The sequence below is a fragment of the Cupriavidus pauculus genome, assembly GCF_022179805.1.
Lineage (GTDB): Bacteria > Pseudomonadota > Gammaproteobacteria > Burkholderiales > Burkholderiaceae > Cupriavidus > Cupriavidus pauculus_E.
In genome coordinates, this window is sequence record NZ_BPUO01000004.1 from 475,765 (window position 1) to 488,505 (window position 12,741).

The window sequence follows — 12,741 nt, forward strand, 5'->3', positions numbered from 1 at the left end:
GCATGACGGCATGAAGCACAGAGGAGAAAAGCAGGATGAAGGAAGCAGCCGCCAGTGAAGCGGAATCGACAGCAGCAGGTCTGCAAGGCATCCCGGACGAGCAAGGCGCGCGTGAAGCTGCTGCGTTCGTCCATCAGTTGGAGCAGCAGGCGCGCATCCACGTGACCGATGCCGGCGGCTGCCGCATCGTCTGGCGCCGCTTTGGCCAAGGACCGCACCTGCTGATGGTGCACGGCGGCCACGGTAGCTGGCTGCACTGGGCGCGCAATATCGAGGCGCTGGCCGCGCGGCATACGGTCTGGGTGCCGGACCTGCCCGGCTATGGCGCGTCGGACGATCCGCCCGACGGCGAGATGGCCACGCTGGTGGCCACCGTGGCGGCTGGCTTCGCGCAGTTGCCCATCGACGGGCCGGTCGACCTGGTGGGCTTCTCGTTTGGCGGCCTGGCGTCGTCGTACCTGGCCAGTGCCTTGCCGAACGTGCGTAGCCTCGCGCTGATGGGGCCGGGCGGGCATGGCGGCGTCAGGCGCCAGACCATCGAACTGGTGGACTGGCGTCGTGCGACCGATGCCGCCGCACTGGCGCAGGCGATGCACCACAACGTGGCCGCGTTCATGATTGCGGACCCGGCCCGGATCGATGCGCTGGCGTTGCTGGCCTATACCGAGTCGTGCCGGCACACGCGTTTCCGCAGCAAGCAGATTTCGCGCGCCGGCGGGCTGGCCAATGCGCTGGACCGGTTCCAGCAGACACCGCGCCGGCCGATCCTGGTGGCGTATGGCGAGGACGATGTCACCGCCGACCCGTCCGCCGTACTGGCGACGCTGGTCGATGGCCGCCCGCATCGGCAAGGTGCCGTCGTGGACGGCGCCGGGCATTGGGTCCAGTACGAGGCGCACGACGCCATCAACGCCTTGCTGCTGGAATGGCTGGCGGACGTCGCGCGCGAAGCGGGCTGAGCCGGTGGACGCCAGCGACGCACAACGACGGGCGCGTGGCCGCCCGGCCAACTTGCTGGCCAATCGTTCGCTCGAACGCGGCATCGAGATCCTGCGCGCATTCCGCCCGGGGTCAGAGGTGCTTGGCAACGGCGAACTGGCCGAACGCACCGGACTTGCGCGCTCCACGGTCAGCCGGCTCACGCAGAGCCTGGTCGATACGGGATTCCTGCAATACGATCCGGCGCTGCGCGCGTACCGGCTGGGCGTGCCGGTGCTGAGCCTGGCGCATGCCATGCGCAGTGGGTCCACGGTGCTGCAACTGGCGGCGCCGATGATGCGCGAACTGGCGCAGGCGGAATACCTGAACGTGGGCCTGGCGCTGGCCGACCGCGATGAAATGGTCTATCTGGAATCGATCCGCCATGGCCGCAAGGCGTCGCTGCGCAGTGTGGTGGCGGGGCAGCGCGTGCCGATGGCGCTGACGTCGCTGGGACGCGCCTGGCTGGCGCTGGCGCCCGAAGCCGACTTCGCGGCGCGCATGGCCGATTTCGCGGCGCGCTCCGCGCATTGGCCTGAATTGCGTGAGGAGATCGAGACGGCGGTGGCGCATGTGCGCCGGCACGGCTGGTGCGCCGCCGCGTGGCAGCCCGAAGTGGTGGCCATCTCCACGCCGCTGGCGCTCGAACACTATCCGGTGCACGTGCTGAACATCAGCCTGTCCACACGCGCGTCGGTCAAGGACGTGACGCGCGACATGGCGCCCCGGCTGATGCGGCTGGCCGACGACATCCGTCACGCCGTGGAAACCGCTCAGTCGGAGCCGCTGTAGCTGGCTGGTTGTCGCCGGCCGTCAGGTCAGGCGGGTTTGCGTCACCGACACCACCTTGGCCCAGCGCGCGATCTCGGCCTGCAGGAACTGCGTGAATTGCGCCGCGTTGTTACCCACCGGATCGAGCCCTTCGCCGGTCAGCCGCTTGCGCGTGGCTGGCGATGCCACGGCGGCAGCGGCCGCCGCTTCCAGCTCCTTGACCGTCTCCGGCGCCATGCCGGCCGGGCCGAACAGGCCGTACCACGAGCGGTAGTCGAAATGGGGAATCACATCGGCAATCGGCGCCAGGTTCGGAAAGGCCGCGAGCCGGTTTGCGCTGCTCACGCCCAGACCCTTGATCTTGCCGGCCTGCAGCAGCGGCTGCACGGTGGCCACGTTGCCCAGCAGCAGGTCGGCCTGGCTGCCCATCACATCGGCCACGGCCGGGCCGGCGCCCTTGTACGGCACGCTGACAATGTCGATGCCAGCCTCGTGCTTGAGCATTTCGCCGGCCAGATGATTGGCGCTGCCCACGCCAGCCACGGCCAGGCTGATCTTGCCGGGCTTGGCCTTGGCCAGCGCGATCAGTTCGCGCAGGTTGTTTGCTTCCAGCCCCGGACGTGCCACCAGGATCAACGGCGAGCTGGCAATCAGCGAGATCGGCGTGAAGTCCTTGATCGGATCGAACGCCTTCTTCTCGAACAGGGCTGGATTGATGGCGTGGCTGGTGTAGCTGAGCAGCAGCGTGCCGCCATCGGGCTCGGCCTTGGCCACGGCCACGGCGGCAATGTTGCCGGCCGCGCCGCCACGGTTCTCGACGATGAACGGATGCTTGAGGCGCTGTTCCAGGTCGGCCGCCAGCGAGCGGGCGACGATGTCGGTGCCGCCGCCGGGTGTGGCGCCGACGAGCATCTTGGTCACCGAGGGCGCGGCGTGAAGATCGGTGGGCAACACCAGCGCTGCGGACAGCAGCGCCAGGAAGTCGCGTCGTTGCATGGGGTTGTCTCCGTTTCTCTTTATGAATCCGGCGCCTCATGCAAGTGGGCGCCGTGCGGGAATGCGCGGCCGGGGGGCGCCGGCCGGTGATGCATAGGTCAGGCGCTGGCGGTCTCCGCGTGCTGCGTGGCTGCGGGCCACGGCTTCAGCGGCATGTTCATCGCCTTGGCCTGGCGCTGCTCGAAGGCATCGAACGCCGCGCCACGCGCGCTGCCGCGCAGGCCGCCGCGCACGGCGCCGGCCCGTACATCGGTGAAGTAGACGCCCCAGTCGTCGGGCAGCGGCTGCGAGCCGGGCACCGCCAGCCACAGGCGCAGCAGGTGGCGCTTGCGGTCGAATTCCTCGTGGTCCTCGAAATTGGTGCGTGAGTGCACGGCGACGTAGTTGTTCAGCAACTGCATGTCACCCTGTTCGAGCTGCATCGAGAAGCAGAGTTCGGGATCGGTCAGCAGCGTGTCGAGCAGGTCCAGCGCCTCGGTCTGCGCCTGCGTCAGGCGCGGCACAGCGTCGAAGTCACGCTGCGCGGCCACCACGTTCTTGCGGTTGATGCGGAACGCGAATGCGGACGGATGGCTGCCCAGGATCGGCAGCGGATAGTAGGGCGGCTGCGACGGGTCCTGCGCACCCTGGTAGCTGTAATAGAACGGCTGCTGCAGCACCGGGATCAGGTCGGGCCGGCGCTGCGCCACGGCGTCGCGCAGCGCGATCGAGCTGACCACCTTGCTTTCGCCGCCGGACTTGGCCGCGCGGCGGCAGATTAGGCCCACGATGTCGCCGGAATCGGTGTGGAAATCTAACCCGGCATTGGTGTTGTAGCCGCGGCCGTTGGTGGTCTTGTACGCCGCGCCAACGTCACGCACGTCGTTCATGAAATCGCTGGCACGGTTCTGGGTGCGCGCCACGCCCATGTACAGGCCCATGCCCCAGTAGGCCAGCCGCGTGTCGTCCTCGGACCAGCGGTCCACCGGAAAGCCCTTTACCAGGCACATGCCCCAGCGGCCCTGCGTCATCGCCACGGCACGGTCCAGCGCCTGGCGGGCGCCTTCGTCCAGCGGAAAGTCTTCGCGGGTCATGTCGAGGAACGGTTTGCCAAGGGCGCGGGCATGGGCCAGCGCGTGGTCGAAGCTGGCCACCTCGGCGGCGGTCAGGCGCAGGATCCACGAGGTATCGCGCTGGGCATCGGCGGCAAGCCAGGCTTGGGGGCGTTGTGCGGGCATGTGAATGTCTTCGTTATCGGGTTGGGCGGGGGCTGTGCAGCCTTGCGCGACGTCGTGAAGCCAGTCTATGCTCGGCCAGTGCCAAGAAAAAGTGACGTTGTTTGACGTCCTTCATAAGGATTCCTGATGAAGCTGGAGACCTTCGCCACGCTGGCGGCCGTGATCGAGGAAGGCTCGTTCGCGGCGGCGGCCGCCACCATGCACCTGACCCCGAGCGCGATCAGCATGCAGATGAAGCAGCTTGAGCAATACCTGGGGCAGCCGCTGTTCGACCGCTCGGGGCTGCAGGTCAGGCCCAACGCGCTGGCGCGCGAGGTGGCCGCGTCGATGGAGGGTGGCTTGCGGCACCTGACGGCCTTGCGCCGCCGTACCAGCGTGGCCGTGGAAGGCGCGGTGCGGCTGGGCGTGATCGAATCGATGCAGCCCGTGCTCTTGCCCGGCACGCTGCGCTACCTGCGCGACCGCTATCCGCGCCTGACGGTCAAGCCGGTGCGCGGACGCAGTACCGGGCTGATGGAAATGGTGAAGGCCGGCCAACTCGACGCCGCCGTGGTGGCCCGGCCAGAAACGGGTCGCATGGCCAGCCTGCGCTGGTACCCCGTGGCCACGCGCGAACTGATGCTGATCGCCCCGCCCGACGGCGGCAGCCGCAATGAGTCGGCTGTCGACCTGCTGTCTCGTCACGACTGGATTCGCTACGACCGAGCCACGGTGACGGGTGCGATGGCGGCGCGTCATGTGCATGGGCTGTTGCCGGACAAACGCAGTGCGATGGAGTTTGACAGCGTGACCGCCATCGTGGCGATGGTCAGCGCGGGGTTGGGCGTGTCGGTGGTGCAGTTGATGGATCCGACGGTGGTGGACCGATATCCGGTGCGGCGCATTCGCTTGGGACCCGATGCGCCGGTGCTGCAGATGTCGCTGGTGCTGCGCAAGGCCGACGAGGATAGCCGGTTGTTGCAGGCGTTGAGGGAGGCTGTGGAGGTGACGATGAAGGCGGGAAGTACGTGAACCCGGCTACCGGTTTTCTCCCCTCTCCCTCCGGGCTGAGCTTTACCCACAAGCTTGGCCGGCTATTCCGAATTAAAGATACGGAACATCTCTGTGATTTCGTGCAAGACGAGGAAGCCTCGCCAGATGACGGTAGCGCCGGGCGGAGGATCGTTGCGGCGATCTAGGTAGCCGCCAAGGGTGGCTATCCATCGCATCGCTTGGTTCAGGGACGGCACTTGGTCCGGTAGTCGGGTGGTGCGATGCACGCGGCAATACAGCGCCTGCCATTCGACTGGTTAGAGCACAACTTCGCAGGGCAAATCACCATCGATGCGGGCAAGAAGTGTGGTGTAGAGGATGCGCCAGGCGATGACGGCGAACAGGGACGTGGCACGCTCGAAACGCTCGAGCGTGCCAAACTGGCGGGCTTCAATGCGGCAGCCGCTCTTGATTACCCGGTGCCATGTCTCGATCGTCCAGCGCCGTGCATACCACGCCAGCCGCTCGAGGGCCTGCTCGGGCGAGTGCGTGGGCACCGAGCTGAGCAGCATCCACTCGAGTGGCTCAATGCCGGCGGGAGCATGCTCCTTAATAACGTGAATGGCGAAGACATCGAGTTCGGGTAACTGGCTCGCCCGTAGCTTGGGCGGCCGCAAGCGAACGGGCGCGTATCGCACTGTCAGCCGTGCCGTGCGCTGGGTGCGCGTACCCCTGGCGGGAATCAACAACTCCGTGTGGCCAGCCGTAGGTGTGTTCAGCACGGTCTGCCAAAGATAGTCCTGTGGGTCCCGAACGCGGCGATTCCATGCCGCGCGCACCAGCCAATCCACTCCCTGTGGCCGCTTGGCGGCAAACAGTTCGTAGACGTCGCTTTCGCGATCGCCGACACCAACCAGACGGGTCTGCGCACAGCGCGACTTCAATGCCGACAGGTGTGCCAAGCCTTCGATCCACTTGATGCTCTCCTTCTCGTGAATCGGACGGGACTTGCGCTGCACCGCACTTCTCTTGGCCGCTTCCGTACGCGCCCAAGTCTTCATGCCCAGCACACCGAGCGGCAAGCCCTCCGGGCTCACCGCCAGCAAGCTGTGCATCATGAAGCCGCGCTCATTGCCACCGGTGCAGTAACCAAGCCCTTGCGTGGCGTGCAGATGCGTCAGATTGAATTCGGTGGTGTCCTGTATCGCCAGCACCACCGGCAGTTGTTCCATGCGATGCAGTGTCTGCGCGATATGCGGCGCCAGCACCCCGTCGGTGTCGACCTGATCGTTGTCGAAGAAACGGTATGCCGCTTTCAGTTCGGCGGGCGCAAGTGCTTGTGGCAGCGAGGTGTGGGGACTGGCTGCTAGTTGGCGCGCCAACGCGATCAAGCGATACGACAGGCGAGCGTCTCCGAAATTCGCTTGCGCAAATTCCTCGCTCGCCCAGTCTGTCGTGTCGTCCTCGATTGCCAACCCGCTGCCGCAAAATAAACAGGATGCGCGGAAGTTAACACCGTCCGCCGAGGTTTACAACCGGATTTGTGGGTAATCCTTAGCCCGGAGGGAGAGGGGAGCAAGACAAGGGCAGAGGATTGTTGCCAGCGGCTTACTCCGCCGTCTCCCGCCCCATCAACACCTTCACACTATCCGCCCGCACCTCGGCCAGCGCCACGGCCTGCGGAAATAATGGCTGACACAGGCGCGTCAACACGTTTCCAGGCGGCATTTCCACCACCAGCCGCATCTCGCACGCACGCGCCAGCAACATCGTTTCGTGCCAGCGCACGGGCAGAGCCATATTGCGCGCGAGGTCGTCGACGATGCGGGCCGGGTCGCGCAGTTCGCGGGCCGCGCTGGCGCTGAAGTAGCGCAGCGACGGCCGCGTGAATTTCACTTCGTCGAAGGCGCGGCGCAAGGTGACGGCGGCGTCATCGAGTAGTGCGCAATGCGATGGCACGGCAATCGCCACGCGCTGCGCCGTGCGTGCGCCGGCGGCCAGCGCCAGATCGGCTACGCGCGCCATCGCCGCATCCGACCCCGCGATCACGAGCTGGCTCTCGGCGTTGTAGTTCGCGATAAAGACCGGCATGTCGGGCCGATTCACCTCGGCGACGATACGTTCCAGCGGGCCTTGCTCCATCCCCAGGATCGCCGTCATGCCGTAGCCGGACGGATAGGCCGTCTCCATCAGCCTGCCCCGCAGCGCCACAAGACGCACCGCATCGGCAAACGGCAGCACACCAGCCGTCACTGCGGCGGCATACGCGCCAATCGACAGCCCGGCCACGGCGTGCGCGATGGCGCCATCGGCAAGCAAGGCCCGTGCGCTGGCCACGCCGGCCACCAGCAGGCAAAGCTGCACCGATACCGTGGAAGCCAGGTGCACGGCGTCGTCGTGCGCCATGATGTCGGCGCCCAGCGCGTCGCTGGCCTCGGCGAGCGTGCGCCTGACGGCCGGGTGATCGGGCAATGTGTGGAGCATGCCGGGCCGCTGCGCGCCCTGGCCAGGAAAAGTCAGCAGGGTTGGCATACGGGCTGCCAGGGGTCGTCGCACAGCACCGGACCCGTATTGGTTTTCAGCAGCACGCGGCCGTGGGTGCGCAGCCGTTCGCGTAGCGCAAAGGCGCCGTGCGGCGTGGCTACCTGGATGTCGAGGCGGACCACGTCCGTGTCGATCAGCGACTGCAGCGCGGCCAGCGTTCGGGCCGCCAGCGGCTCGGCGGCTTCCAGCAGCAGGTCGATGTCGCTGCCGGCATGCAACACGTCGATGCCCGACGCCAGCGTGAAACCCACCGCGCCGGTCACGCCCCAGCGATGGGGCAATGCGCCCAACTGCCGGGCAATCGGGTCCAGTGCATGTAGCGCGGGTATCTCGTCGCGCCGGGGATGCAGCCGCCAGAACCCTTCGCGTGCGATATCGAACGGCGAGACCAGCGTGGCGCACTGGCCGGCATCGATCCACGTGGCGTGGCGCTGGGCGCGCTCGCGGCCCCGGATGCCCACCGGCACGCGGCCGGCCGCATCATGATCGCGGCGCACTACCAGCGGCGCCTGTGCGAGCCAGTCCGCATCGGCCCAGTCCGGCACGCTCCCGGTCGCCAGCAGCGCGGCGGGATCGCGCAGCCAGACCAGATCGTGCGGCTGCGGGTGCATGTCAGTCCTTCCACTGGCTGGCAAGCACCTCGCGCGCGCGGCGCGTGGCGCCACGGTTTTCGCCTTGCAGGCGGCCGCGCAAGTCACGTTTGGGATCGGCATCGATATCGGCCAGCGCTTCCTGCAGATGGCCGTTGACCGTGGACAGGTCGGCGGCGGTGGGCGCGGCGGCGTCTTGCACGGCGACCGTGCGCCAGAGCAGGCCCAGCGTGGCGTAGTTGTCGAGGTCGTAGGCCATCGGCGGCACCGTGGCCGCAAACGCTTCCAGGTCTTCCACGCTGCGCAGCGTGATGCGCGCGGCAGCTTCCTCGCCCATCGCATGGACCTGCACGCCGGGATCCTTCAGGGCCAGGATGCGGTTGGCCTGGTAACCGTGGGCCAGGAACGCGCCCGACATGGCCTTGCCAACCAGCAGTGCGATCACCGGATGCCCTTCCAGCCGCGCCGTGGCGTAAGCGGCGGCAGCACTGGCCAGTGCCTGGTGGATGCCGAATGCTTCCTCGCGGCGACCGTACGCCTGGCTGGGCGTGTCGACGATGGCGATGATGGCGCGCTTGACCGGCAGGTCGCGGTCGGCGGCTACGGCCTCATGCACGGCACGCGCCAGCGACCAGCCTTCGAGCAGCCCGGTCTCGCCTTGGCGGGCGCGTGGAAACGGGCTGGCGGCGTCGGGCACCACGGCGATCAGCCGAGCGGCGCGGCCCGCCATTTCGATATCGGCCACCTGCACCGATGCCGGATAGCCGGGCAGCCGTGGTGCGTTGCCGCTCAGGGCATCGAGCCAGCTTGTGCCGCGGCCGGATGCTGGCTGTTGTGCGCGGATGTCGCTCATTGTCGTTCTCCATAGAGACGGCGGACCGTAGCCGGATCGGGCTGGTGGATGGCGTCCCCGGCGGTGTAGTCCGCCATGCGGCGCAGATAGTCTTCGTACTGTTCGGTGCGCGTGGTGTTGTCCACCGGCTCCGCCACAAGCTCGGCCACTACGTCGCGAATCTCGGCAGCGTCGTCCTCGACGTAGCGGTCGGCCAGCCCGGTGACGTAGCGCTGCTCGCCGCCGGTCAGGCCCCAGATGAACGGACGGTCGCGCGAATCGTATTCGCCGACGCCGGCTTCCTGTTCGATCACGGCCGGGCCATTGAGCCCGAGGCGCGCTTCACGCGTGACCACCAGCGCGCTGCACAGCCCAGCGGCAATCGACATGCCGCCGAAGCATCCCACCTGGCCAGCGATGACGCCGATCACGGGCTGGTAGCGGCGCAGGTCGACGATGCCGGCATGGATCTCGGCAATCGCGGCCAGCCCCAGGTTGGCTTCCTGCAGGCGCACGCCGCCGGTTTCGAACAGGATCACCGCGCGCGTGGGCACGCCCTTGCGGTTGTCGTCGGCGGCCAGTTCCAGCGCGCCGGCGATCTTGGCGCCGCCCACTTCGCCCAGGCTACCGCCCTGGAAGGCGCCCTCGATGGCCATCACCACGGCCGGCAGGCCGTCGATCTTGCCCTTGGCGACGATCACGCCGTCGTCGCCCTGCGGCACCACGCCCTGGCGCTCCAGCCACGGCGAGGTCAGGCCGTCGAAGGGGCCAGCCAGTTCGCGGAACGTGCCGGCGTCAAGCAGTGCGCGTGCACGTTCGCGGGCGCCCAGTTCGACAAAGCTTTCGCGTGAGATCAGCGTGGCGCGGGTCATGTCGGCTCCTTGCTGTCGAGTGCCTCGAATGCTTCGGCCAGGCGCATGCCGACCACGCCGGGCGTGGCGCCGAAGTCGTGGATGCGGATCTTCATCGCGGCGCGCGGCTCGGCGCTGAACACGCGGGTGAGCTGCGCATCCCAGACACGGGAATAGCCGTTGACGGATGTGGTGACGTCGACCAGCGTCTTGCCTTCCTCGCCGGGTTCGATGATCACTTCGAGGTCGCCGGAGCCCACCACGCCCACCAGCACGCGGCGCGGGGCCGGCTGGCCGGCGGCATATTCAAAACGGAGCTGTTCCATCAGTCTTCTCCAGATTGCACGGCGCACAGCCGGTCAAGGAATAGGGTGGCGGCCAGCAGGTCGGCGCTGCCGCCCGGCGATGCGTGACGTGCCTGCATCGTGGCTTCCAGATCGTGCAGGCGGCGGCGTCCGGCCAGGGTGCCGATACCGCCCGCGTCGAGCACGGCCTCGGCGCCGGCCTGCACATCGGCCAGCCCTGTGCGGCCCGCGCGCGCCAGCACGCAGGTATCGTCGAGCCGCGCCATGATGGCCAGCAGCGCGTTGACCTGTGCGGTGGGCTCGGCATCGCCCCGGCCGCGCGCCTCGCGCAGCGCGGGCAGGCCGATATCGAGCACGTGCGGAAAGCCGGCCTCCGCCTGTTCGCGCGCACCGCCCACGCCGTACGCGGCGCGTGCCAGTTCGCCCTTGTTGCCGGTATGCAGCGGACGATGGCGGTCGGGCAGCCGGGCAATCACGGCAGCCATCCGCGCCACGGCATTCACGTTGCGCGTGTTGCCAAGCCAGCCGGCGGCACCGGCCAGCAGGCCCAGCGCCCAGATGGCACCGCGATGTGTGTTGATGCCGCCGGTGGCGCGCAGCATGGTGGCTTCCGCATCGCGGCCGAGTGCCCCCAGACGCTCGCGCAGCGCCACGTCGATGCGCCGCGCCTGCTGTCCGGCGCGCGCCATTTCTACAAAACCGTCGTGCAGGCTGTGCGCGGAGGCAATCATCAGCGACAGCGACATGTCGGCGTGCGCGCCGTTGCCGCGTGCATCGACCAGGCCGGGCTTCGGTGACAGCGTGGCTTCGTCCACCAGCACGGCCACGGCCAGGTCGCCGATGGTTTCGGCAAATTCGTCGGCAAAGACGCTGGAGACGTGCGGCGGCCGGATGTCGCGGCGGGCCAGCGATGCGAGCGCGGCCATTACCAGCTCCTGAAGCGTGCCGGCGGGTTATAGAGCCCGCCCGACCATTCCACCAGGTCGGCCATGCTGCGTGCGGCCAGCAGCGAGCGCGACGCCTGGGCACGATGCACGCCAAGGTCCTCGGGCAATGCGATCAGGCCGTCGCTGCGCATCTGGCGCGTGGTGGCGGGGTCGTGCCGCATGCCGATCGGCGTGACGCCGGCCACGGCGGCGATCATGCGGCGCCGTTCCTCCAGCGAGCGTGCCTTGTAGAGATAGGCGATGCCTTCCTCGGTCAGCACGTGGGTCACGTCGTCGCCGTAGATCATCACGGGTGCCAGCGGCATGCCGCTGTCCTTGGCCACCTGCACGGCGTCCATCGATTCCACGAAGGTCGGCTTGCCGCCGGCCTGGAATGTTTCCACCATCTGCACCACGAGCTTGCGGCCACGCGCTAGTGGGTCGTCGGTCTCGATCAGGTCCAGCCAGGCCGGCGTGGCGTGCCGGCGGCCGCCCGGGTTGTGGCCCATGTTCGGCGCGCCGCCAAAGCCGGACAGGCGGCCGCGCGTGACCGTCGACGAATGGCCGTCGCCGTCGATCTGCAGCGTCGAGCCGATAAACAGGTCCACCGCGTACTGGCCGGCGAGCTGGCAGAACGCGCGGTTGGACCGCATGCTGCCATCGGCGCCGGTGAAGAACACATCGGGCCGCGCGGCCACGTAGTCTTCCATGCCCAGTTCGCTGCCAAAGCTGTGCACGCTTTCCACCCAGCCAGACTCGATGGCCGGGATCAGCGTGGGATGCGGGTTCAGCGTCCAGTACTTGCAGATCTTGCCCTTCAGGCCCAGTTGCTCGCCGTAGGTGGGCAGGATCAGTTCGATGGCAGCGGTGTTGAAGCCGATACCGTGGTTCAGCGACTGGACGTTGTGGCGCTCGTAGATGCCGCGGATGGCCATCATCGCCATCAGGATGTGCACGGGCTTGATCAGACGCGGATCGCGCGTGAACAGCGGCTCGCAGAAGAACGGCTTGTCGGACTGCACCACGTAGTCGATCCAGGAGCCCGGAATGTCCACGCGGGGCAGGTCGGCCGGGTCGTCGACGATCTCGTTGACCTGGGCAATCACGATACCGTCGCGGAACGCGGCTGCTTCCACCAGCGCCGGTGAATCCTCGGTGCTCGGGCCCGTGTAGAGGTTGCCCTGGCGGTCGGCCTTGTAGCCGGCGGTCAGCACGATGTTCGGCGTCAGGTCGACATAGAGTCGCGAATACAGCTCGATATAGGTGTGGATGGCGCCCACTTCGAGCAGGCCGTCTTCCAGGAACTGGGATATCCGCACGCTCTGGGCGCCGGCATAGGCAAAGTCGAGCTTGCGGGCAATGCCGCGCTCGAACAGGTCCAGATGTTCCACCCGGCTCACGCTCGGGATGATCATGTGCAGGTCGTGCAGGCGCGACGGGTCGGCGTCGGCCAGCGCGCGAGACAGGAAATCGGCCTGCTTCTGGTTATTGCCTTCCAGCACCACGCGGTCGCCCGGCGCGGTGATCGTTTCGAGGAAGCGGACGATGTCGTCGGTGGGTACGACCTTGCCGGTGGCGATGCGCGCCCCAAGGCCCTGGCGGCGCCGCTTCTCGGTGCGGCGCGTATCCCACTGTCGTTCCGGTATCGGGTTCAGCATGACGTCTCCGGTGTGCTGCGGTCGTTACCAGAACGATAGGCGACAGCAACCCCGGCAAACAATCAAGCTGGACGGCGGAACGTTACGCTGGGCGTAAAAGT

General features: G+C 67.6%; 13 protein-coding genes and 1 pseudogene. 3 read left to right on the plus strand and 11 right to left on the minus strand.

The window, feature by feature from the left end; genetic code table 11:
• Positions 1-35 precede the first annotated feature (35 nt).
• Positions 36-959, plus strand: coding sequence for an alpha/beta fold hydrolase (locus MFF62_RS10830; protein WP_238262962.1), 924 nt, complete (start codon positions 36-38; stop codon positions 957-959).
• A gap of 4 nt (positions 960-963) precedes the next feature.
• Complete coding sequence (locus tag MFF62_RS10835; RefSeq protein WP_238262965.1) at positions 964-1,770, plus strand: IclR family transcriptional regulator; 807 nt, start codon at positions 964-966, stop codon at positions 1,768-1,770.
• A 21-nt stretch (positions 1,771-1,791) separates the two neighbouring features.
• Here MFF62_RS10835 and MFF62_RS10840 read toward each other — a convergent pair whose 3' ends face one another.
• Positions 1,792-2,745 carry a tripartite tricarboxylate transporter substrate binding protein gene (locus MFF62_RS10840; RefSeq protein WP_238262967.1) on the minus strand — a complete coding sequence of 318 codons (954 nt, stop codon included), beginning with the start codon at positions 2,743-2,745 and terminating at the stop codon, positions 1,792-1,794.
• A 98-nt stretch (positions 2,746-2,843) separates the two neighbouring features.
• Positions 2,844-3,962, minus strand: coding sequence for a TauD/TfdA family dioxygenase (locus MFF62_RS10845; RefSeq protein ID WP_238262968.1), 1,119 nt, complete (start codon positions 3,960-3,962; stop codon positions 2,844-2,846).
• Between the two features lie 126 nt (positions 3,963-4,088).
• Here MFF62_RS10845 and MFF62_RS10850 point away from each other — a divergent pair, with 126 nt between their 5' ends.
• Positions 4,089-4,973, plus strand: a complete 885-nt coding sequence (locus tag MFF62_RS10850; protein WP_238262970.1) for a LysR family transcriptional regulator — start codon at positions 4,089-4,091, stop codon at positions 4,971-4,973.
• Positions 4,974-5,035: 62 nt separating this feature from the next.
• Here the strand turns inward: MFF62_RS10850 and MFF62_RS10855 are convergent.
• The 9 genes and pseudogenes from MFF62_RS10855 to mdcA form a co-directional block, all read right to left on the minus strand.
• Positions 5,036-5,239: pseudogene (locus MFF62_RS10855) on the minus strand (IS4 family transposase); the annotation flags it as partial.
• Between the two features lie 12 nt (positions 5,240-5,251).
• Positions 5,252-6,409, minus strand: a complete 1,158-nt coding sequence (locus MFF62_RS10860) for an IS4 family transposase (protein ID WP_238262972.1) — start codon at positions 6,407-6,409, stop codon at positions 5,252-5,254.
• A 133-nt stretch (positions 6,410-6,542) separates the two neighbouring features.
• On the minus strand, positions 6,543-7,466 hold the full coding sequence (mdcH, locus tag MFF62_RS10865; RefSeq protein WP_238262974.1) for a malonate decarboxylase subunit epsilon: 924 nt from the start codon (positions 7,464-7,466) through the stop codon (positions 6,543-6,545).
• Complete coding sequence (locus tag MFF62_RS10870) at positions 7,451-8,089, minus strand: malonate decarboxylase holo-ACP synthase (RefSeq protein ID WP_238262976.1); 639 nt, start codon at positions 8,087-8,089, stop codon at positions 7,451-7,453. The genes mdcH and MFF62_RS10870 overlap by 16 nt, the downstream gene beginning before the upstream one ends.
• A 1-nt stretch (position 8,090) precedes the next feature.
• Positions 8,091-8,921, minus strand: coding sequence for a biotin-independent malonate decarboxylase subunit gamma (gene mdcE, locus MFF62_RS10875; RefSeq protein WP_238262978.1), 831 nt, complete (start codon positions 8,919-8,921; stop codon positions 8,091-8,093).
• Entirely contained in the window at positions 8,918-9,772 is an 855-nt protein-coding gene (locus MFF62_RS10880; RefSeq protein WP_238262980.1) for a biotin-independent malonate decarboxylase subunit beta, read from the minus strand. Before MFF62_RS10880 ends, mdcE begins: the two co-directional genes overlap by 4 nt.
• Positions 9,769-10,077: a malonate decarboxylase subunit delta gene (locus MFF62_RS10885; RefSeq protein ID WP_238262982.1), complete on the minus strand. Its 309-nt coding sequence runs from the start codon at positions 10,075-10,077 to the stop codon at positions 9,769-9,771. The genes MFF62_RS10880 and MFF62_RS10885 overlap by 4 nt, the downstream gene beginning before the upstream one ends.
• The gene (locus tag MFF62_RS10890; protein WP_238262984.1) at positions 10,077-10,982 is read right to left on the minus strand and encodes a triphosphoribosyl-dephospho-CoA synthase; all 906 of its coding nucleotides are present in this window, start codon (positions 10,980-10,982) and stop codon (positions 10,077-10,079) included. The genes MFF62_RS10885 and MFF62_RS10890 overlap by 1 nt, the downstream gene beginning before the upstream one ends.
• Positions 10,982-12,640 (minus strand): malonate decarboxylase subunit alpha, encoded by a 1,659-nt coding sequence (mdcA, locus tag MFF62_RS10895; protein WP_238262985.1) that lies wholly within the window; start codon positions 12,638-12,640, stop codon positions 10,982-10,984. Before mdcA ends, MFF62_RS10890 begins: the two co-directional genes overlap by 1 nt.
• Positions 12,641-12,741 lie beyond the last annotated feature (101 nt).

Excerpts from the sequence above, each read along its gene's own strand:
- MFF62_RS10830 (WP_238262962.1), top strand. The coding sequence starts at position 36 with ATGAAGGAAGCAGCCGCCAGTGAAGCGGAATCGACAGCAGCAGGTCTG.
- MFF62_RS10840 (WP_238262967.1), bottom strand. The coding sequence starts at position 2,745 with ATGCAACGACGCGACTTCCTGGCGCTGCTGTCCGCAGCGCTGGTGTTG.
- MFF62_RS10845 (WP_238262968.1), bottom strand. The coding sequence starts at position 3,962 with ATGCCCGCACAACGCCCCCAAGCCTGGCTTGCCGCCGATGCCCAGCGC.
- MFF62_RS10850 (WP_238262970.1), top strand. The coding sequence starts at position 4,089 with ATGAAGCTGGAGACCTTCGCCACGCTGGCGGCCGTGATCGAGGAAGGC.
- mdcH (WP_238262974.1), bottom strand. The coding sequence starts at position 7,466 with ATGCCAACCCTGCTGACTTTTCCTGGCCAGGGCGCGCAGCGGCCCGGC.
- MFF62_RS10870 (WP_238262976.1), bottom strand. The coding sequence starts at position 8,089 with ATGCACCCGCAGCCGCACGATCTGGTCTGGCTGCGCGATCCCGCCGCG.
- mdcE (WP_238262978.1), bottom strand. The coding sequence starts at position 8,921 with ATGAGCGACATCCGCGCACAACAGCCAGCATCCGGCCGCGGCACAAGC.
- MFF62_RS10880 (WP_238262980.1), bottom strand. The coding sequence starts at position 9,772 with ATGACCCGCGCCACGCTGATCTCACGCGAAAGCTTTGTCGAACTGGGC.
- MFF62_RS10885 (WP_238262982.1), bottom strand. The coding sequence starts at position 10,077 with ATGGAACAGCTCCGTTTTGAATATGCCGCCGGCCAGCCGGCCCCGCGC.
- MFF62_RS10890 (WP_238262984.1), bottom strand. The coding sequence starts at position 10,982 with ATGGCCGCGCTCGCATCGCTGGCCCGCCGCGACATCCGGCCGCCGCAC.
- mdcA (WP_238262985.1), bottom strand. The coding sequence starts at position 12,640 with ATGCTGAACCCGATACCGGAACGACAGTGGGATACGCGCCGCACCGAG.